The organism is Actinoallomurus liliacearum, assembly GCF_039542035.1.
Taxonomy (GTDB): Bacteria; Actinomycetota; Actinomycetes; order Streptosporangiales; family Streptosporangiaceae; genus Actinoallomurus; species Actinoallomurus liliacearum.
The window spans coordinates 108758-129597 of the sequence record NZ_BAABHJ010000039.1; the positions used below are offsets into that span (position 1 = coordinate 108758).

Annotated in this window: 17 protein-coding genes and 1 pseudogene; 11 read left to right on the plus strand and 7 right to left on the minus strand. The window is 70.0% G+C overall.

The window, feature by feature from the left end:
- Positions 1 to 24 precede the first annotated feature (24 nt).
- The 7 genes and pseudogenes from ABD978_RS37980 to ABD978_RS38010 all read right to left on the minus strand — a co-directional run bounded on the left by ABD978_RS37980 (position 25) and on the right by ABD978_RS38010 (position 9825).
- Positions 25 to 1860 carry a VWA domain-containing protein gene (locus ABD978_RS37980; protein WP_345365469.1) on the minus strand — a complete coding sequence of 612 codons (1836 nt, stop codon included), beginning with the start codon at positions 1858 to 1860 and terminating at the stop codon, positions 25 to 27.
- A 56-nt stretch (positions 1861 to 1916) separates the two neighbouring features.
- Positions 1917 to 3173, minus strand: coding sequence for an AAA family ATPase (locus tag ABD978_RS37985; RefSeq protein WP_345365471.1), 1257 nt, complete (start codon positions 3171 to 3173; stop codon positions 1917 to 1919).
- Positions 3174 to 3268: 95 nt separating this feature from the next.
- Positions 3269 to 4342, minus strand: a complete 1074-nt coding sequence (locus ABD978_RS37990; RefSeq protein ID WP_345365472.1) for a MarR family transcriptional regulator — start codon at positions 4340 to 4342, stop codon at positions 3269 to 3271.
- A 1118-nt stretch (positions 4343 to 5460) separates the two neighbouring features.
- Positions 5461 to 5601 carry a hypothetical protein gene (locus ABD978_RS37995; RefSeq protein WP_345365474.1) on the minus strand — a complete coding sequence of 47 codons (141 nt, stop codon included), beginning with the start codon at positions 5599 to 5601 and terminating at the stop codon, positions 5461 to 5463.
- Between the two features lie 219 nt (positions 5602 to 5820).
- Positions 5821 to 6141, minus strand: a complete 321-nt coding sequence (locus ABD978_RS38000) for a hypothetical protein (RefSeq protein ID WP_345365475.1) — start codon at positions 6139 to 6141, stop codon at positions 5821 to 5823.
- Between the two features lie 481 nt (positions 6142 to 6622).
- Positions 6623 to 6753, minus strand: a pseudogene (locus tag ABD978_RS38005) (zinc-binding dehydrogenase); the annotation flags it as partial.
- A gap of 147 nt (positions 6754 to 6900) precedes the next feature.
- Positions 6901 to 9825 (minus strand): AfsR/SARP family transcriptional regulator, encoded by a 2925-nt coding sequence (locus ABD978_RS38010; protein ID WP_345365477.1) that lies wholly within the window; start codon positions 9823 to 9825, stop codon positions 6901 to 6903.
- Between the two features lie 937 nt (positions 9826 to 10762).
- On the opposite strand from ABD978_RS38010, the gene ABD978_RS38015 reads away from it, so the two are divergent.
- The 11 genes from ABD978_RS38015 (at position 10763) to ABD978_RS38065 (ending at position 20826) form a co-directional block, all read left to right on the plus strand.
- Complete coding sequence (locus ABD978_RS38015; RefSeq protein WP_345365479.1) at positions 10763 to 11548, plus strand: hypothetical protein; 786 nt, start codon at positions 10763 to 10765, stop codon at positions 11546 to 11548.
- An 80-nt stretch (positions 11549 to 11628) separates the two neighbouring features.
- Positions 11629 to 12255, plus strand: a complete 627-nt coding sequence (locus ABD978_RS38020) for an SAF domain-containing protein (RefSeq protein ID WP_345365481.1) — start codon at positions 11629 to 11631, stop codon at positions 12253 to 12255.
- 41 nt (positions 12256 to 12296) lie between these two features.
- On the plus strand, positions 12297 to 13043 hold the full coding sequence (locus ABD978_RS38025; protein ID WP_345365483.1) for a hypothetical protein: 747 nt from the start codon (positions 12297 to 12299) through the stop codon (positions 13041 to 13043).
- Complete coding sequence (locus ABD978_RS38030) at positions 13040 to 14458, plus strand: TadA family conjugal transfer-associated ATPase (protein WP_345365485.1); 1419 nt, start codon at positions 13040 to 13042, stop codon at positions 14456 to 14458. Before ABD978_RS38025 ends, ABD978_RS38030 begins: the two co-directional genes overlap by 4 nt.
- On the plus strand, positions 14455 to 15357 hold the full coding sequence (locus tag ABD978_RS38035; protein ID WP_345365709.1) for a type II secretion system F family protein: 903 nt from the start codon (positions 14455 to 14457) through the stop codon (positions 15355 to 15357). The genes ABD978_RS38030 and ABD978_RS38035 overlap by 4 nt, the downstream gene beginning before the upstream one ends.
- Positions 15354 to 16247, plus strand: coding sequence for a hypothetical protein (locus tag ABD978_RS38040; RefSeq protein ID WP_345365487.1), 894 nt, complete (start codon positions 15354 to 15356; stop codon positions 16245 to 16247). Before ABD978_RS38035 ends, ABD978_RS38040 begins: the two co-directional genes overlap by 4 nt.
- A gap of 31 nt (positions 16248 to 16278) precedes the next feature.
- Positions 16279 to 16503 carry a hypothetical protein gene (locus ABD978_RS38045; RefSeq protein WP_345365490.1) on the plus strand — a complete coding sequence of 75 codons (225 nt, stop codon included), beginning with the start codon at positions 16279 to 16281 and terminating at the stop codon, positions 16501 to 16503.
- An 8-nt stretch (positions 16504 to 16511) separates the two neighbouring features.
- Positions 16512 to 16913, plus strand: a complete 402-nt coding sequence (locus tag ABD978_RS38050) for a hypothetical protein (RefSeq protein ID WP_345365492.1) — start codon at positions 16512 to 16514, stop codon at positions 16911 to 16913.
- Positions 16914 to 16981: 68 nt separating this feature from the next.
- The gene (locus ABD978_RS38055; protein ID WP_345365494.1) at positions 16982 to 17371 is read left to right on the plus strand and encodes a hypothetical protein; all 390 of its coding nucleotides are present in this window, start codon (positions 16982 to 16984) and stop codon (positions 17369 to 17371) included.
- Positions 17372 to 17377: 6 nt separating this feature from the next.
- Complete coding sequence (locus tag ABD978_RS38060; RefSeq protein WP_345365496.1) at positions 17378 to 17830, plus strand: TadE/TadG family type IV pilus assembly protein; 453 nt, start codon at positions 17378 to 17380, stop codon at positions 17828 to 17830.
- A complete protein-coding gene (locus ABD978_RS38065) occupies positions 17827 to 20826 on the plus strand; it encodes a BTAD domain-containing putative transcriptional regulator (protein WP_345365498.1) in 3000 nt (999 codons plus the stop codon). The genes ABD978_RS38060 and ABD978_RS38065 overlap by 4 nt, the downstream gene beginning before the upstream one ends.
- The last annotated feature ends 14 nt before the right edge of the window (positions 20827 to 20840 follow it).

The window sequence follows — 20840 nt, forward strand, 5'->3', positions numbered from 1 at the left end:
CACCGCCGCCCCGGCGGGTGTGGGTCAGGTGGTGGCCAGCGCGCGGGCGGCAGCGCGGCCGATGGTGGCGGCGGTCTCGGCGGGATCGGTCAGGGTGATCACGTGGGCTCCGTCCATCGGATGGTTCACCTTGTCGGGGGTCAGCCACAGCACGGCGCATCCGGCGCGGGTCAGGCGGGTGATGCGCTGTTGGCCGTCGGGTAGTTCCTCGCCTTTGAACAGCCCGTCGGAGACGATGACCAGCAGGCGGGCGGCACCGGGGCGCATCAGGTCCAGGGCAGCGTCGAGGGCGTCGATGGCCTTGCAGAACCGTTCGGTCCCGTCGCAGGCGGAGAACTCGCTCACCTGGCGTGGGGCGTGTCCGGGGTGGGTGAGGGGGCGGACGTGGTCGCCGAAGATGACGGTGGCCGAGCGGGCGTCGGGGATATGGGCGGTGGCGCGGGCCAGGATCCATGCGGCCGAGGCGACCGGTGCGGCGAAGGCGTACATGGATCCGGACACGTCACAGGCGATGCCGACCCGTAGCGGCGGGGCGGGGACGTGACGGCGCGTGGTGCGGGTGAAGGGTTCGGCGGTGGGGGTGGCTCCGGCAGCGCGCTGGGCGTCGGCGGCCAGCGCCCCGCGCATGCGCAGCCGTCCGGGCGGGGTGGCCGAGGTGGTGGTGACGGTGACGCGTTCGCGGTGGGCGGCGGCCTTCAAATGGCGGGCGAGCTGGCGCGCGGCCCCTTGCTCGGCGGTGGTGGGCTGGCGGGTGCCGGTGATCGCGGTGTCACCACCGCCGCCGTGCCCGTGGCCACCGGGTTCGCCGAATACCGCCTGTGCGGCGCGTTCCGCGCGTTCCCGAGCGGCCTTGTCCTCCCAGCGTTGCTTGGACCTGTTGGGGCCGGGGGGTGGGGCGGGCGGGGCGTCGGCGGCGGCGATGGCGACGAGGGTGGCGGTGATCGCAGCGGCCAGAGGTGACGGCCGGCTCGACTCCCCATCCTCTTCTTCTCGCTCGTCTTCGGGTGAAGGCGGAGGTGCGTCGGGATCGGTGCCGAGGATGGTGCACCAGCGGCGGCCCAGCTCCAGCATCGTGGCGGCGTCATCGTCGGCGGTGGCGTGGGCGAGGTGCCACAGGGCGGCCAGCGCACTCAACCGGCTGGCCCCGATCACCTCGGTGATGGTCGCCTTCAGCGCGGTGACCTCGTCCGTGTCGAGGACCTCGGCGTCGGCGCGGGCGAGCAGCAGGGCAGCGGCGCGCCCGGCCTGCCACGGCGTCATCGCCACCTGGGGAATCTCTGTCGATTCCGGGCCGTGGGCGGCCGGGCCCGTGGTGACGGTGCCCGGCGTTCCTGGCGTGCCAGGGACGGCGGGCGCGGGGGCGGTGGACGTGCTGGGGCCGGGCGGGGTGGTGAAATCGGCGAGGACGAGTTGGCGGGCGGAGGCGCGTAGCCACTGCCGGTCAGCGGGTCGCCGCCGTACTTGTGCGGCTTCGATCCGGGACTCCTCCAGCACCGTCGCCGCCTCGGCGTGGGCAGTGAGCGCCTCGTCGAGGGTGGTGGTCCAGATCGAGTGGCGGGCGTGGGCGGTCTCGTGGACGAACACCCCCCACAGCGCGGGGTAGCGTTCCCGGTCCGAGGGGCGGCGCGGGTCGCAGGTGGCCGGGTTGAGGCCGAGGTGAGTGCCATCCAGCTCGATGGTGCCCAGGGCGGGAATGAAACAGCCCGGCGCACCGCGCCCGGCCCCGGGCGCGCAAGTGACGATCAGGTCCTCGCGTCCGGTCAGGTGATCGGTTTGGTCCGTGAACGCGGCGGACAGTTTCAGCCACGCCCCGCTCGGAGTGGCGGGTTCGGGCCGGGTGGTGATCAGGTGCGCGAACATGACGGGTCCTCTTTCGCGTGGATGACGGGCGGTGGCGGTGGGTCACCGGTGGCGGGTCACAGTTGGCGGCCCAGGGCGAGGGGTTTGATGGTGCGGCCGTAGACGGCGGCGATGACCTTGGCCACCTCGTCACGGTCTTCTTCGGGGGCGATACCGATCAGGTTCGCCACCGCCGCATCGGTGCCTAGGACGCGTGTGATCTTTTGGTAGGCGATCAGTTCGCGTAGTTGCGGGGCCCACCCGATCAGCCCGGCCTCGACCTGCATGGAAAGACCACGGGCCACCCGGACCACGCGCTGATCGATCTTCAGGGTGCGGGCCAGGTCATAGTCGGTCGACACCTTGATCTGAGCGGCGAACCGGGAGGCGAGGGCCTCGGTGAGGACCGCGCCATGGACGCCGGGGTTGTGCCCGGCGATCACGTAGAAGCCGTCGGCGGCGGTGATGGCCTCGCCGGTATGGGCTTTGACGGTGATCTGGCGGCGGCCGTCCATCGCCGGATACACCACCGCCAGCACCTTGGGGGAGATGAGCGTGGCGTCGTCGATGAACAGGCACCGGCCCTCGGTCATCGCGGTCACCAGCGGCCCGTAGACGAACTCATACGCACCCGCGCTGGTCTGGGTGTACTCGCCGACGAAATCAGCCACCGCCGTGTCCCCGTCCCCGGCCACCGTGATCAGGTCGGGGAAGGCCGCCTCGACCAGGGAGGTCTTGCCGGTGCCGGGCGGCCCGTACAACAGGGCCGGGACCCCCGCCGTGCGGAGTTTGCGCAACGCGGTCACGTCCGGCAGATCGGCCAAAGCGCGCGGGTGGTAGGTCTGCCCGTTCGGCCGCCGCACACCCCCGCCCGCCTCCACCGCCGAGGCGTCCGCTGCCGTCCCGCCCGGCGTGCCCGTGCCGGAGGCCGCCGGGCGGGAGGATGGCGTGCCCGGCGTGTGCGGGGCGGGGTGTGGGCGGGCCGGGACCGGCCCGCTTTTGGTGGCCTCGGCGGTGGTGGCGGTGGCGCGGAACCGGCGCGGTTTGGCCGTGGTCAACTGCGCGTGACCACCGGCCACGAGCGCCTCGAGCGCGTTGGCGACCGCACCGGCCGATCGCGCACCGACCGCCGTGGCGATCTGCCCGGGCGTGTATTCCTTGGCGGGGTTGGCCAGTAGGTGCGCGGCGACCTGACGGCGCAACTCGCCTTGTCCCAACCTGCCGGTCGGCGTACGCCGCACCGCGAATTCCATGGCTGAGGTGGCCGATGTCGTGCCCGGTGGTGTGGCCGTGGTTCCGGTGCCCGCTGGTGACGTGGGTGTGGTGCTGCTCATCGTGATCTCCCTCGACGCGTCGTGTCGGTTCCGGGGGGACCGGGCGGGGCGGGCGGACCGGCCCCAACGCGGGCCGCCGCCCGCCCAAAGCGGATTCAGGCGGTAGCCGCACCGGTGGCGGGCGTGGCGGCGGCGGACGCGGGAGTGTCTTGTGTGGCGGCGAACCGGCGGGGCCGCTCACAGGTCTCGATGGCCTGACCGAGCGCGGCCAACCGGTCCAGGGCGTTGGCGATGGCCCCGGCCGAATGCCCGATCACCTTGCTGATCTCGTGCGGCGTGAACTCCTTGCCCGGGTGCGCCGCCAGATGCCCGGCGACCTTCTCCCGCAGCTGCCCCGGCGCGGCATGCGCCGCCCCCGACGCGCCGCGCCGCCGCCGGTGCGCGGCGGCCCGAACCCGACGGCGGGCCTTACCCGAACCGGCGTAGAACGTCTCGGCCGCCGCCAGCACCGCCTCCCGGTCACCCGCCTGCAGGGCCGACAACGCACCGGTGACCGCCTCGCCCAGCGCGGTCAGGGCCTCGCGCGCATCGCTGACCGCCGCCGAGTCCATCCCCTCATCCCCGTCGTCGTTGACCTGCGCGGGAGCGCCCTCCTCGGTAGGCGGGGTACCGGTGACCGGGGTGGGGGCGTCCGCCGGATCCGTGGCCGTTTCCTCCTCACCGCCCGGCACGCCGTCGGCGTCGGCGTCGGTGGTGGGCGCGTCACCGGTGGCCTCGTCTACCGGGCGCACCTCGGCGGACGGGGCCGGGGCGGTGTCGTCATCGGACGCGGCGACGGTCACCTCCGGCACGTCGGTGCTATCCGTGGTCGCCTCGGATCCCGTGTCGGGGCTACCGGTGGTGTCAGCCGCCGGGGTGGCGTTCCATGCGTCCGGGACGCGCTTGCCGTCGTGGTGTCCGCCCGGCGTGCGGGTGGCGTGCCCGGCGGCCTCCAACTCGTTCAGGGCACGTCGGGCGGCGGTCTGGGACACCCCCGCCGCCGTGGCGATGGTCGCGGCCGACGCGCCGGGGTTGGCGTTCAGCGCGTCCCACACGGCCCCGGCCAATTCGACCGGACCAACGGCCAGGGCGGTGGCCCCGGTCGCCGTACCGGCCGTCTGAGAGCCGTTTACGGCGTCATTGGCGGCGGTGTTTTCGGTGGCGTTGGTGCGGGTGTCGATGGCGGTCATTTGATGGGCCCCTCTCAGGTGGTGTCGGCACCATTCATTTGGTGCCGTTTCCTGTCGCGTGGAGCTCGACCATTTCTCGACACCCGGTGTCCGCGCAATAGGGAAACACGGGTTTCTCGGTTACCGGAACGGCTGGACCACCTCACCTCCATCAGGCCGGTGATCACGCCGCCTACCTCGACAAATGCGCCGTAGTCAAGCCGGATGAGATGTCGCCGGAGACTGAATGGCCTCACCTTTTCTGTCCGTGCCGGCGACCAGTCTCTAACGGCTGGAGTTCCTTACCTGGGTGGTATCGGGTCCAGTCGGTGTAGACCCGATCCGGCGACTTGACTTCACGCAATGGCGAGGTCCAATAGATCTAGCGCCCACACTGAAAACGCGAACTATCCACGAAGGGGAGGTGAAGAACGTCGGCGGCACAGGGAAAGGGACCGGGCACATCTGTCCGGCCGAACCGGGCCCACCGCTACGCTCGCCCGGGTAGCGCCCGCGATGCGACGCCCACCGTGCCGACCGCGCCGCCCATGAACTGATCAATTACGCCCATGCGCCGCTGACGTTCAGACGGCACCTGCCGTGTAGGCGGCCCAGCGTGCCAGTCGCCCCGGCCGCCCGGCCGGGGGTGAGGGTGACCGGCGACGTGCCATGGCGACGCATTTCCTCCCTCCCGGGCTCGCATGTGCGCGGCGGGTGCGGCTCGGTGTGCCTGCGTCCGATTGGGTGACATGTCATACCGGCCGACCGCTGCCGCCCGGGGTTGCGGCCCCGCCGCAGGATCAGTTCGCCGCCCCAGCGCGGGACCGGTTCGCCACCGGGGCCGGGGCATTGCCTATCCCTCCAGTGGTATCGGAGGCGCGTTCATGTCCGCCCGGGGTGGCGCGGTGACCATCGTCGGCGCGCTAATTCTCGAACGGTTCTTCCCCCGGCCACGTCATTCCGGCGAAATGCGACACCGGTCCGGTCATCCGTGCTAGCGGCGGGGGTGACGGGACGAACGCCTACGCACGGTGCGCCGCTCCGGTGTTCCCGGGAGCGGCGCACCGTCGCTATGGGCGTGTCATCCGTTGGGGCCGTATCCACGGTCTGGCTTCCCCGTGCCGGTGCGGTTGGCGGTATCAGAGGCCGCCGGTTACCGGAACGACGCGGTACGGTTCGGTGATCCCCCCGAGCCGTCCCAGCCCGCCGCGCCATTCCCGCAATTCGGCCGGGGCGTCGGCCCATACGTCCACGTCATCAGCTTTCAGTTCGTCGATCACGCAGCTGTTGTGCCATGCGACGGACAACCATGGCCCGTCTATACCGACCACCGTTCCCGTGGTTCCTGTCCAAGTCCGGTGACGCACGGCCGTGCCGATTTCGATGTCTGCCATGTAAAAGTCGCACCCCCCTTTAGTTCGTGTCCGGATAGCCCTATGTGATGATTGATGACGGTGTCGGTGCGCCACACCCGGGCGGTGTGACGCGCCGAAACGGGGTCACGCGATGTCGGTACCGGCCGCGTCATCGAGCGTGGCGTAGCTCAGACAATGCGGGGCGCATGGTTCGCCGGGCGCGGAATAGCATTCGGGGCACTCTTCGCCGATCGTTCCGGGGGCGGGCCGGAATACATGCACGGGCGCGGTGGCGGTGAACGTTTCCGGGCCGTTCGTGGTGGTCACGGTGATACCGCCGCCGGTGGTGGGGACCGGCGGGGCTATGACCGGACGGGCACCGCCCAAAATGATGTCGTGTTGCCGGACGTCGGCGGCATCTACATGCATGAATTCGCCGTCGAATTGATCCGCCGTGACGGTCATCGCGTCCCCCGTGGGATTCGGTTCGTTTTGGTTCGCTGAATCATTAATACCCCGCCCGGACGGGTCGCTAACGCCAATGTGTGTTCACTTCGAAGACTCTTCTTTAGGTTGTCGCCGGTGTCGTTCGACGGACTCGCTGGCCGAGGTGCTAACGGCCACTGAATAGAGTTGCCGGCCATACGCGTGGATAAATTAGTGAGTGGATTCGCTGAGGGTGTTCGTTGCTGGCGGGTGAAGTCGGCCGCAGCGTGGCCAGGAGCTGTGGCTCGTGGTGGCCATCATTCGATACAGGGGGAGTCCTTATATGAGTCGGGTGAGGCATCGGCATAGACAGCTCGCGTTTGACCTGCAGTGTTAGCATGCACAGGCTCTACTGGCCTGGGCGGCGGGCAAGCCGGCATACCAGCGGTAGACGCGCTGGCATACCTGCGGCACAAGCGGCTGTTCGCAGTCGGCGCCCGTCGACCTCGCCGGCACTGTCTCAGCCGAGCAGCAGCACGAGCTTCCCCCGGACATGGCCCTGCTCGCTCACCCGGTGGACCTCGGCGACTTCGGCGAGCGGGAAGGTCTGCGCGACCGGGAGCGAGATCTGCCAGCCTCGAGCGCTCGGCCGGGCCCTCCCAGCGGGCGACCCAAGCACCGCATGCGGCGCAGGCGCGGGCCTTCGGTATCTATGGTTAATCCACTCTAAATGGGACGCAAGTCACCCCGTATATGACCGCGACCCGAGTGGGGCGCGTGACTAATCGCGTAACGGGTTTAGCGCAGGGACTGGTATCGGGCGAGTTCTTCCCATGCTTGGTTTTCCAAATCTCTGCGGCCGAGGGTGTGGAACAGGACAACGGCCTTCTCCAGATCGCGGGTCCCCTGGTCGCCGTTGCCGGTTGCCTGGTGGCTTTTGGCGCGTGCGCGCAGGCAGCAGGCGTGCTGGTAGTCATCGTGCCGGGCGCTGAAAAGTTCCGCGGCGATCGTGAGGGCCTCGATCGCAGCGTCATGACGGTGGAGGTGCTGGTAGGCCAGCCCGGCTTGCCGATGGAAGTAGGCGCGAAGTCGTTCGCGACCCTCGATGCTGAGATCGAATCCTTGCCGGCATAGGTCAAGGGCGGCATCGGGCTGGCCGGCATGCAGGCGGGACTTGGCGAGCGAGTGCAGGGCCACGCAGACGTAAAGGGTGTTGCCCTGGCGGTGGGCGAGTTCGAGTGCTTCCTCGCAGCGAGTGATCCCCTCAGCGTGCCGGCCGAGCCGGATCAGCGTTCCGCCCAGGATCCGCAGACACAAGAACTCCGCGTTCGGGTCGCCGATCTCGCGCGCCAGGGCTAGGCCGCGTTCGGCGTCGGCTCTGGAGGCGGGCAAGTCGCCCGTGGCGATGGTGCAGTAGGCGCGCAGCCCATAGGCGCGAGCAAGCCGCTGCTGATCCCCCGCACGTTCCAGAGCGGTGATGCATCGTGCGACCAACGGCAGCGCGGGGATCGGGTCGGCCCGGTCGCCGGCCAAGACGATGGCGGCCCGCAACCACGCCCGGGCGGCGAACACCGTGTCCTCGGCGGAATCGGCGGCCTGCGCGATCGCGGTCCACATGTGTTCGGCGTCGTCGTGGTAGCCGTGGAGCTGCAAGAACGCGGCCAGGCGCAGCGCCAGCTCCCGGGCCAGCCGATATCCGCAGGGAAGGCCGCAGGCCGCCTCGACGGCGGCCAGCAGGTTCCGGCGTTCGGCCGCGAACCAGCTTTCCGCGGCGTCGGCGACCCGCTGCGCGAGGCTCGGCTGGACGACGCGAGCCGCGAGCGGAGGGCGGGTCCGTGGGGGCGCGTGAAGACCACGCGGAATGAGGGCATCGGCGATGTCGGCCAGTTCCAGCCACGCCCCCATCAAGCGCTCGCGCGCCACGTCGGCGTCAGGATCGGCGCCAAGGAGTTCGGTCGCGTATTCGCGTACCAGGTCGTGGAAGCGATAGCGGGGCTGGCCGAGCGGATCGATACAGACGGTGGTCAGCAACGAGTGGTCGACGAGAGCATCGATCAGGGCCCCGCTGGGATCGCCGAGGATGACGTCGCCGACCCAAGCGGAGAACTCACCGGTCCCGGCCAGCGCGAGCAACCGGAACGCCCGCTGGGCCGCAGGCTCAAGGGTCTGGTAGCTGAGAGCGATGCTGGCGCGTACGGCCAGGTTCCCGGCCACCAGCTCATCGAGCCGGGTCTGCTCATCGGCCAAGCGGCGGGCGAGGTAGGCGATGGGCCAGGACGGACGCCTGGCCAGACGCTCGGCGGCGATCCGGACCGCGAGGGGGAACCTGCCACACGCCTCGATGACGGCGTCGGCGGCTTCGGGGTCAGCATTCACCCGTTCGGGACCGGCCAGGCGACTCAGCAACTGCATCGCGTCACGATGGTCGAGGGGGCCGAGGCCGATCGAACGGCCGGTGGCGATGCCGGCCAGCCGGGTGCGGCTGGTGATGACGACGGCGCATCCGGCGGCCCCGGGTAGCAACGGCTGGACTTGCTCCGGACAGGCGGCGTCATCGAGCACGATCAGCAGACGCTGGTCCGCCAGCGTGGTTCGCAACAGGGCGGCGCGCTGAGCGAGCGTACGCGGGATGTCCGAGGCGGACACTCCCAGGGCGTGCAGGACCTCGCCCAAGAGCTCGGGCGCTTTGCGCGGGGCGGGTGATGCTCCCGCCAGCCGCAAGTAGAGCTGGCCGTCGGGGTAGTCATGAACAACGGCGTGCGCGACCCGTACCGCCAGCACGGTCTTACCGACTCCCGGCGGTCCACTGACCTCGACCACCCGGGGCGCTGTCGCCGACGAGGCCGGCGACAGCATCGCGATCAGCTCCGCAGCCTCACCCTCCCGGCCGGTGAAGTCCGCCAGGTCCGCCGGCAGCTGACGCGGCACGGTCCGCCTCATCTGATGACCGGCCTGCGGGTCCGTCACCACCGGGGGCCGCAACTCCGGGTCGTTGCATTGGATTCGGCGCCGCAAGGTACGCAACGCCGGCCCGGGCTCGACGCCGACGTGCGCGGCCATGGCGGCTTCGGCGTTGCTAAAGGCATTCAACGCATCCGCCTGGAGACCACATCGGTAGAGCGCGAGCATCAGATCGGCCCACACCTGTTCGTTGCCCGGCTCAGCGGCGACCAGCGTTCGCAGCTCAGGCAGCAGTTCGCGATGCCAGCCCAACGCCAGCCGAGCGCTCACCAGCGCGTTGCGGGCATCTCGCCGTTCCTCGATCAGCCCAGTGACCAACGCGGCCATCGTCGGGGTAGCCGGAAGCAGATCAGCAAGCTGATCGGTGGTCCACTGAGCCATCGCCTCATCCAGCAGCCGCACCGCGACGTCCGGATTACCCGCGCTCAGCGCCGCGCGCCCTTGACGGTGCAAATCCCGGAATCGGTCCACGTCGACCTCATCGCGGTCGGGGTCGATGCGCAGTCGGTAGCCGACGTCATCGGTGACCAGCCGGTCTGCCGTCAGAACTCGGCGAAGGTCCCACATACGGGTACGCAGCGAGTGCAGCCGGTCATCATCCTCCGCCGGTCCCCACAACAGATCGATCAAACGGTCTGGCGGCACAGACTGATTGCGGTACAGCACCAACGCGAATAGCACGCCACGCGCCAGCCGACGCGTGACGGCACGCATCAGCCCCTTTTCGGCCAGTTCGAAACGTCCAAGAACGCGATATTCCATCCCCGATTGTCCTCGCCCCCGCCACTTCGGAGCCGACCACGCTACAGCGAGCCTGAGCCCTTAAGCGTGGCCAGGTTCGGCCACAATGAGTTACTGATTGCTACTTACTGTGATGGAGTTCGGCTTCCTCGGTGATGGAACGGTGATCAGGCATGTTTACGGTCGGTCGCAAGATTCTCACGGACTGCACTCGGATCGACGTGGAGAGCGGTCACTCGGGGCGAGGAGGTGGATCGATGCTGTGCATGCCGGGTACTCGCCGGCGGGGTGAGCGTCGCCCCCGTACGCGGTCGGCAGCGATAACCCCCATCTGGTTGGCGTTTCCGAGCTGCCGTCGGGCCGCCTCGATATCCCGCCCCCTTCAGGGAGTGCTATATATCGCCCTGGCCTTGATCTCTATAGCGGGCTGTGGCCACAACCGCTCAAAGGTCGCCTTCCCGTCCGCGTCCCTGAGATCCGGTCCTTCGACCGTAAGGGCCTACTCGTCGGCTTCCCCCTCGGCTGCCACGCCACGGGATGCGGCCGTCACCGCGTATACGAGTTTCTTTCCGGCCTCCGACGTGGCCCTCACGGCACCGCCAGAACGAATCCGGCCCATATTGGAGGGATTTGCGACGGGATGGTATCTGGATTCCATAATCCGACAGACGGTCGATGAGCAGGCGCAGCATCTTGAGCCGTGGGGTCACGTAATTGTTCATATCACCCAAGTCGACATGCAACAAGGAGCAGCAATAGTTCACGACTGCCAAGATGCGTCGAACGCCGGGCTGGCCAGCACAAAAACCCACCAATTGATATCAGAAACGCGCGGCACGGTACACCGAAACCTAACTGCGAAGCTGGCACCAGGAGGTGATGGTCGATGGCGAATCTCAGAGCTCAGGCAGTTCAAAGCCGCGTGCCACGTATAGCGGCTATCGTCGGCGTAACAGGTATGTCTATCATCGCCCTTTCCGTGCCTGCTTCCGCCGATCCGCCGCCGGGACGGAATGATCGCGGCGTGATTGCCGGACCTCATTCCTACAATCCCTTCGCGACGACACGCGGCAAAGTCGGTACCAGCCTGCCTATGCAAGCCACCATCCGGCGATCAGCAGCCGATCCCAAGCACAACCTTCCGCCGTATTGCGCCGAGGCCGCAGCGGCCAGCCGCGTCGTAGGCGCGCTCAGTCCCATCGCTGGAAGACCCATGGTGTGTGGGAACGAGCCCGCTTCTGCCGTCACGCCGCAAGAGCTGGCTCAGTCAGCGTGGAAGGGCCTCAACCTCCCGATCCCCGCTGTGCGTACGGCACCCCCACACGGCTCTGAGGGGCTGGTTGGTCTGCCGGAGTGGGTGTGGGTGCCGCGTGGTCAGTGGCGGTCGTTGTCGCAGAAGGCATCGGCGGGGGCGGTGTGGGCGGAGGTCACCGCGACGCCTAAGCAGATGGTCATCGAGCCAGGCCCGGGCCTGCCCACGGTGACATGTCCGGGACCGGGGACGGTGTACGACCCGGTCAAGCCGGCGTCGGGTCAGCACACGGATTGTTCCTTCACCTATCGCCGGTCCTCGGCTGCGGAGCCGGGCGCGGTGTATCGGGTGAAGGTGACGGTGGTGTGGGGCGGCAGCTGGGTCGGCTCGGGCGGGGCTGGCGGAGCGTTGCCGGACATAAGTCGGTCGACGACGTTCGGCCTCAAGGTGGCCGAGGCTCAGGGCCTGTACGGGGGAGGGGCGGGGAGATGACGTCTGGCACAAGCGGGCGACGGCAGAGCTCCCAGGTCCGCGCGCAGGCACTAGCGGCGAACAGTCCGGCCCGTGGTCCGGTGCGGCTGGCGCGGCAGCGGCGCCCGGCGTGGATCGCGGCGGGGGTGGCGATCCTAGCGCTGGGCGTGCTGGCGAACGTGTACCTGTTCGAGGCCGCGAGTGAGCGGACCTCAGTGGTGCGGGTAGCGCGGGACGTCGCGGTCGGCCAGCCGCTCACTCGCGCGGACCTGGACACCGCGGTGGTGGCGCTCGGGCCGGGAGTGCGGGCGATCCCGGGCGCTCAGCTGGGGGAGGTGGTCGGTCGGCGCGCGGCGGTGGGGTTGCGGGCGGGAACGTTGCTGACGGCCAGCCAGGTGACGGTGCAGCTGACGCCTGGTCCGGGGCAGGCGCTGGTCGCGGTGGCGCTCAAGCCGAGTCAGTTGCCGCCCCGCGGGCTTGAGCCGGGTTCGCAGGTCCGGATCGTGGCTACCTCCGGAGGCCAAGACGACACCCCTAGTCCGTCTGCTCAGAGCGGCCCGGCGGCGGGCAAGGACGTCGCGGGGGTCGTCGATGCGGTCGGTGGCCCGGATGCCGATGGGGCGGTGACGGTGTCGCTGCTGGTCGCCGATGGCGATGCGAGCGCGGTCGCGCGTCTTGCCGCGGCGGGGCGGGTCGCGTTGGTGGTGACGAGCCAAGTGGGTTCGTGATGGCGCTGTATTGCGTGTGCTCTGCGGGTGGGTCGCCGGGGGTGACGACGACCGCGTTGGCGTTGGCGCTGGGCTGGCCGCGCGAGGTCGTGCTGGCCGAGTGTGACCCGGCTGGCCGCCGGATCCTGCCTGGATACCTCGCTGAGCGGCTCGACGGGCCGCCCGGCCCCGGGCTGCTCGGCCTGGCGACGGCACTTGGCGGCGAGGACGTGCGGGTGGAGGACTACACCATTCCGCTGGCCGAGCAGGGGAGGGCATGGCTGCTGCACGGTATCCGCGACCCTCGGCACGCCGCACAGCTGGCCCGGTTGTGGCAGCCGCTGGCCGGCCTGTTCATCAAAGCCGAGGTCGATGTCATCGCCGACGTCGGCCGGGTCGGTAGCCCGGACACCCCGATGGGGCTCTTGGCGGGCGCGGATCTGGTGGTGATGGTGCTACGCGGAACGCTTTCGCAGGTCGACGCCGCCCAGCCCCGCCTGGACGCCCTGCTCGGCGCGTTGAACTGGCGGGTGCCGGTGGCGTTGTGCCTGATCGAGTCCGGCCGCTATTCCGCAGCCGCGGTGAGCCGCGAGTTGTTCGGGCTCCCGATGCTGGCCGAACTGCCGCACGCACCGGCGGATGCAAACGTGTTGTCCGACGGCGCCCGTCCCCGCATGGCGTTCCGTACGTGCCTGTTGCTGCGCACGGCGGGCAACCTCGGTCACCAGATGCGCAAGCTGGTGGAAGAAAGGGCGTTCCACCCCGAGACCCTTCCCGCCCGAGCGGTCCCCTCTAGGGAGGCGAGGTGACGCGCTACGGCTGGTCCCCAGCCACCATCCGGCCCACCGCCGACCTGGCATCCAGCGGCCCGGCCAGCGGCTCCACCGACACTCAAGCGGCCGTTTCGGACGCCGGGGCGTGGTGGGCGGCGGCGCGGCGGATCAGCGAGCAGCTGGTCGACGTGCTCAGCGACGACCTCGATCGCGTTCAGGCGCGGCAGGTGATCGTGCGTGCGGTGCAGGACTGGGCGCACGAGCAGACCACGGCCGGCCAGGCGATGCCGTCGGCGCAGGCTCAGCAGTATCTGGCCCGGTTGGTCTTCGACCGCCGCTACGGCCTCGGAGTTTTGCAGCCGTTCTTGGAACGCACCGATGTGGAGAACATCGTCGTCAACGGCTGTGACCAGACCTGGGTCACCTACACCAACGGCGCCAAAGCGCCTGGGCCGCCGGTCGCGGCCAGCGACGAAGAGCTCGTCGAGTGGGTCCAGCTGCTGGCCAGGCGCGGGAACTCCACCCGGGAGTTCTCCCACGCCACCCCGCTGTTGGACGTCGCCCTTTCAGACGGAGTCCGGCTGGCGGTGGTGCACTGGGTCTCGCGCCGCCCGCACCTGGCGTTGCGGATCCACCGCCTGGTCGACGTCACCCTCGATCGGCTGACCGAACTCGGCACCCTCACCCGGGCCGTGGAGGAGTTTTTGCGGGCGGCGGTGCGGGCCCGGCGGAACATCATCGTGGCCGGGGAGGTCAACACCGGCAAGACCACCCTCATCCGTGCCCTCGCGAACGAGATCGACCCGGACGAGCGCATCATCACGCTCGAGTCCGATTACGAGCTGTTCTTGGACGATCGGCGGCTGGCGCACCGTCACCATGACGTGGTCGCGCTCGAGGCCCGCCATGCCAACTCCGAAGGCGCCGGTGAGGTCACCCTGCAGGACCTGGTCCCGGCCAGCCTGCGCCTCAACCCCGACCGCGTCATCGTCGGTGAGGCCCGCCAAGGGGAGCTGGCGCCGATGCTGGAGGTGATGTACTCCGGGGCGCGCGGCTCCATGTGCACGCTCCACGTCCACCGTCCCCAGCACGTGTTCAACCGGGTCATCCAGCTGGGGCGCCGGTCCGGGCTCGGCTTCAGCCCCGAAGACCTGCACCTGATGTTCGGGCTGGCCGAACCCTTGATCGTCTACCTGCAACGCGACCCGCACACCAATGCCCGGTTCGTCGCGGAGGTGATGGAGGCCGGTCCACCCGCTGACGGACCCGAACCGGCCCGCAACCGCATCTTCGTCCCCGGCCCGGACGGCCGCGCCACCCCGACAGGCGGGCACATCAGCACAAGCCTGCTCGACGAACTCGCCGCCTACGGCCTGGACCCAAGCCTGCTCACGTGCGAGGCGAACGGTGACCGGGCTGGGCTCGGTGACGAGGGCGGGTGGTCCCGATGATGGGGTTGCTCGCCGGGCTGGCCGGACTGTGCGCTAGCGGCGGCATCCTGCTGACCGCCCGCGGCCTCACCGGCGTCCCCCTGACCGAGACGGCGGCGGGGCGGCCACCGGCCCGCTGGCGCGAACTCCTGCGTTCGGCGGGGGAGCGGACCCGCCGGAACCGGCTGCTCGCGGCCCTCGGGTCCGGGCTGGTCGTGTTGCTGCTGCTTGGGTGGCCGGTGGCCGCTGTGGCGGTCGCCGCCGGGGCGTACGTGCTGCCGCGGATGCTGTCCGGCCGTCCGGCCCGGCAGCGGATCGACCGGTTGGAGGCGCTGGAGGCGTGGGCGCGGCGGCTGGCCGAGGTGATGGGCGCCAGCCGCGGTCTGGAACAGACCCTCACCGACAGCCTGCGCGTGGCGCCCGCCCCGATCCGTGAGCCGGTCGCGTTGCTGGCCGAGCGGTTGAACAACCGGGCCGGCACCGAACAGGCCCTGCGCGCCTTCGCCGCCGAGTTGGCCGACCCGGTCGGGGACCTGATCGCCACCGCGTTGATCCTGGCGGCACGGCGCCGTGGGCCCGGAACCCGCCACGCCCTGACCGCGCTGGCAGATGCGGTCGCCCAAGAGGTCCGCGTGCGCTGGGAGGTCGAGGCTGAACGCGCTTCGCTGCGGACCACGCTGCTGGTCATCATCATCTCGGTCGGGACGCTGACCGCGTTGTTCGCCGCGTCCGGCACCCTGGCCGCCCCCTACGGCACGCCGCTGGGTCAACTGGTCCTGGCGGCGGTCGCCGCCTTGTACGCGTGCGGGCTGGGATGGATGCGCCGCCTGGCCGCCATCACCACCGGCACCAGGCTCATCGACGACGGCATCACCGGCGACGATGGATCGCACCGCCGAGGAACCGGTGGTGCGCCGTGATCGCGCTCGCTGTCGTAGCCGCCGTGCTCACCGTGGTGGGCGTACTGCTGATCGCCCGGGAACTGCGGCCCGCGCCGCCCCGCCTAGATGTGGCGCTGGCCCGGATCCAGGCCACCGGTCTCAGCCCCGCCGAACCGGCGACCCCGCCTGAGCTCGGGGAGCGGGTCGGGGCCTGGCTCGCCGTTCATTTGGCCCGTCCGGCCGGAATGCTCGTGGTCCCGCGCACGGATCTGGCGTTGCTGGACCGGACCGCCGAGCGGTTCATGCTGGACAAACTCGCCCTGCTCCTCGCCGGCATCATCATCCCATCGCTCCTGCTCGGCGCCCTGGCAGCGGTGGGGGCTTCGCTGCCGTGGGCGCTGCCGGTCATCGCGGTGGTGCTGCTGGCGGCCGGGTTGTCGTTCCTTCCCGATGTCTGGGTGCGCACCGAGGCGCGTCACCGCCGCAGCGAGTTCCGCTACGCCTTCACCTGTTACCTGCAACTGGTGCTGCTGGAGCGCGCCGCAGGCGCTGCCCTGAACGCCGCACTCGAGGGACCGGTGAGCGCCGCTGAAGCCTGGCCGTTCCGGCGGATCGCCGCCGCGTTGGAGTCCGCGCGGCGGGGCCAGCAGCAACCCTGGCGGTCCCTGTCCGACCTCGGCGAGCAGATCGGTGTGGCCGATCTGGTGGATCTGGCCTACAGCGCGCAGATCGCCGGGGCCGAGGGCGCCAAGATGCACGACGTCCTGGCCGCCAAGATCACCGCGATGCGGCACGAGGCCGCTGCCGCGACCCGCGCCGAAGCCAACGCCCGGACCACCGCGATGTGGGTGCCGACCTCCCTGCTGATGCTCGGGTTCGTCGTCCTGGTCGGCTTCCCGTTCTTCGCCCGGCTGATCGGCCCCGGATGACCGGGAGCCACCCACCAACGGAAGGACACTGATGCGACATCGACTGCTCCAGGCGAGTGTGCTCCTGGTGAGCGGGCTGGCCGATCAGGCCACCCGTATCCGCGAGACGCTCCGCGCCCGCAGCGCCGAGGGGAAGGATCGGGGCGCGAACGTGGTCGAGACGATCATCATCGTGGCCGGATTCGCGGTCCTGGCCGCCGGGATTTACGCCGCGGTGTCCGGCAGGGTCCACGCCTGGATCGCCAAGATTCCCTGACCACTGTCATGCACTCGACACCACCGGAACGGCCGGGCGCTCGGAGCGATGAGGGCTCGGCCTCGGTCTCCATCGCGATCGTCTTTCCCGCGATCGCGCTGTTGTTCCTTGCCCTGGCGCAGGCCGTCATGGTCGCCGCCGCCCACCAGGTCGCCCTCGCCGCCGCCGAGGACGGGCTGCGCCTCGCCCGCGCTCACCACGGCGCCCTGGTCGGCGGCAGAACCGCCGCCATCGCCTTCGCCCGGCAAGAACCGGTCCTGCTGGCCCCCCGAGCTGCGGTGGCAGGTACCACCGTGATCACCGTGACCGTCCGCGGACGCGCGCCTTCACTCTTGCCCGGGGTCCACCTGGCCGTCGCAGCGACAGCCCGCGGCGCACGCGAGGTCTTCACCACGGAGCACACACCATGACCCGCGCGAACCATGCCGTGCGTCCCCGGTGCCACGCACCAGCGGGGAGCGGGGATGCGGGTAATGCCGTGGTCGAGGCGGCCATCCTCGCCCCGTTGTTCATCGTCTTCTTGGCAGCCCTGCTGGTCGGTGCACGGATTCGGGGCGCAGGCGCGGCGGTGGACCAGGCCGCTGCTGATGCCGTCCGCCAGGCCTCGATCGCCCGCACCCCCGCCCAAGCCCGCAGCGCCGCCACCACCAGCGCGCTGGCCACCCTGCACGACAAAGGACTGCAGTGCACACCGCGCATCAGCCTCGACCTGGCCGCCTTCGCCCTGCCCGTCGGACGGCCCGGTACCGTCACCGCACGCGTGACCTGCACCGTCCACTTCGCCGAGGTCACCGCGCCGGGAATGCCCGGTTCCCGGACGGTGACCAAGACGCACCGGTCCATGCTGGACCCGTTCCGGGCCCGGTGACCGGTCATGACCATCATCCGGCCACCGGCCCAGGTAGGGGAGCGCTCCAGACGCGAGCGAGGCGCGCTGAGCATCTTCACGGTGATCATCACGATGGTCGTCATCGTGTTCTTCGGCGCGATCGTGGACTTCGAACAGAAGCTGGAAGCCCGCCACGACGCGAACATCGCCGCTGAAGAAGCCGCCCGCGCCGGTGCCGGTCAGGTCGACCGTGACCACGCCTACACCCACGGATCCTTCCGCGTGGACCGTCAGGAAGCGATCAACGCGGCCCAGCAGTATCTGCGCGCTGGCGGCTACCGAGGGTCGGTCACCCCGGTCGGAGCTCGCCGGATCCGCGTGCGGGTCGAGATCACCCGGCCGGCGATTTTCCTGCCCGTGATTGGAATCTCGAGCCTGCATGTGCAGGCCGTGGCCGATGCTGACCTGGCCACCGGCGTCAAGGGGGAGAACCGATGACACACCAGCCCGGCAGGTCACGAGCCACTGAGATCATGCGCGGTCTGGGCGCGCTCGCTGTCCTGCTGTTCCTGCTGGCCGGCCTCCCGGCTGCCCTGGTTGCGGTCGGCGGTTCGCCCATTCCGCACGCGGTACCGAGCTGGACGCGGATCACCGCGACGCTGGCCCAGCCCGACACCGGCAACACGCTGTTCCTGGCCGTGGTGAAGGGAATCGGCTGGATTGCCTGGCTCCTGTTCATGACCGCGACGCTCACCGAAACGATCGCCTACCTGCGCGGGTGCCCCACCCGGCGACTGCCACGGCCGATCCGGCCGATGCAGCATCTGGCCCGCGACCTAATCGCCACGATCGCCCTCATCGTCAGTACCGGGGCTCCGCTCGCCAGCTCGACCACCGCGTCCCTCACTCACCAGACCGCCGTCGCTGCCAACAAGCCCACAGCGGCTTCGGCGGCCGTAACCGCCGAGATCGCCACGACACCCTCGAACGGGCTCCACGGTCGTGTTCGGCTGGCCGCGCATGAGACACCGGCGACGGAGCCGCGCCGCTGGAAGACGCGCGTCATCACCCGCGGCGACACCTTGTGGGCGATCGCCCGGCACGAGTACGGCTCCGGCATCAAGTATCTGCGGATCTTCAACGCCAGCAAACACCTCACCCAACCCCACGGCCTGCCGCGCTTGAGCGACCCGGACCGGATCTACCCCGGCCAGCGCATCAAAGTCCCAGCCTCCGGTAACCACGGCGTCTCCGGCCCGACCCGAACCCGACCGACCAGCCCTGCCCGGCATCATCCTGTCCGGTCGGCACCGCCTTCTCAGCCCCCACGACGCTCCTCCGCTCCGACGCCAGCACAGCCGACAGCACCCGGTGCCCCACCTGCCGCGCCGAGCACCACGGCATCACCGACGGCGACGTCTGCGGCCACGCCGTCAACGTCACCGACGGCAACGACACCGGCCCCGACCCGGCAACCTGGCCGAGCGTCCCAGCCCACCACCGGAAATGCGCCAGCGACGCCCACACACCCCGCCCCCACACCGCGCCCCACCGCGCTGGCGCGGTCCTCACACCCCGGACCAGAACCCACACCGAGCGAACCGACACACCCCCACGACAGGCCACACGGGGCACCGGCCACGGTACGGCTGCCCTCGGGCGCGTATGTCGGTCTGGGACTGGCCGGAGCGATCAGCCTCGCACTGGCCGCCACCCGCCTGCACCGCCGACGTTGCCGCCCCCACCTCGACGAATGGCCAGACCCTGCCCCGACCGACCCGGCCCCTCCCGTACCCACGCCGGTCGCCCACGCCCGCAAAGCCCACCTCGACGCTTTCACCGACTGCGGCCAGCCGATTCCCTCGGACGCCGAACTCCTCGCCCGCGACGCCACGGCCCCGTCCCCAGCCCAGCTCACCATCGGAACCCGCGAAGGCCAGGACCTCACCATCAGCCTGGCCGGGCTCAACCTCGCCCTGACCGGTCCCGGCAACCTCGAGGTGGTCCGGGCGATCGTGACCGAACTGCTCGCCAAGTCCCGCCGCTACCGCGTCGAACTCCTCATCCCCGAACCCGACGCCGCAGCACTCTTCGCCGGAACCGGCATCGACGTCACCGGCCTGGCCGCCACCGTCCCCGGGCTCGTCATCACCGCATCACTCACCGCGGCCATCACCCACCTGGAAGCCGAAATCATCCACCGGGCCCGGCTGATGGAAACCACCGACGCACCCGACGTACCCGCCCTCCGTGAGGCCGACCCCGGCGAACCCCTGCCCGCCATCATCCTCATCACCACCGCCCCCACAAGCGGGGAAGCCCTGCAGGCCATCCTTCAACTCGGCCGCCCCTACGACGTCGGCGGCCTCCTGCTCGGAGACCGGGCGGCCGGCACCACCCTCACCCTCGCTGCCGACGGCACCATCACCCGTGCCACCGGACCCGAGACCGACCTTTGGACCGGCGCCCAGTTCTTTCACCTACCGGCCACCGACGCCGGAACCATGCTCCAGGTCATCCAGACCGCCAACGGCGCCCCCGAACCCGCCACCCCAACCCCGCCGGTCAGCACGCCACCGGCCGCAACCCCACCTGAGGCCAAGGACACGGCGCAGGCACCGCAGGCCGCCCCCAACAAGCCGACAGCCGTTAAGACGCCGTCCCCAGGAGCGGAGGGCGATGCGCCGGTCGCCCGCCCGGTCCAGCTGCGGCTGCTGGGCGCGGTCCGCGTCGAAGCAAGCGGAGAGCTGATCGCCACCGGACTGCGACGCATCGCCCGCGACCTGCTCGCCTACCTCGCCCTCCACCCCGACGGCATCACCCGCGACCAAGGCATCGACGCCCTCATGCCCGACCGCGACCCCGACGCCGGAACCACCATGCTCCACACCGCGATCAACAACGTCCGCAAAACCCTCCGTGCCGCCACCGGCCTGCGCCAGCCGATGTTCATCAACCACGAAGCCGGCCGCTACCGCCTCGACCCGACCCTCATCGACGTCGACCTATGGCGCCTGCAAGCCGCCCTGCACCAGGCCCACAAGGCCACCAGTGACGCCAACCGCATCACAGCCCTCCAGCAGATCCCCGACCTGTACACGGGAGAACTCGCCGACGACCTGACCTATGAGTGGGCCGAAACCGAACGCGAACGCCTCCGCCGCCACGCCACCGACGCCCTGGCCCATCTCGCCCGCCTCCTCAAAGACGACCACCCCGAGCAAGCCCTGACCGTCCTCGAGCACGCCATCGAACATGACCCCTACGCCGAGCCGCTCTACCAGGACCTAATGCGTCACCAAACACATCTCGGCCGACCCGACGCCGTACGGCGCACCTACCAACTCCTGGCCAACCGCCTCGCCGACCTCGACGTCGAACCCACCGACGAAACCCACCGCCTCCATCTGGAACTTCTCCGCCCCACAGCCGAATCCACCAGGAGTGTAGGATCCGGAAATAAGCGAGCAAATCCGCGCGATCATGAGCACTGAATGAGCAAATCCGG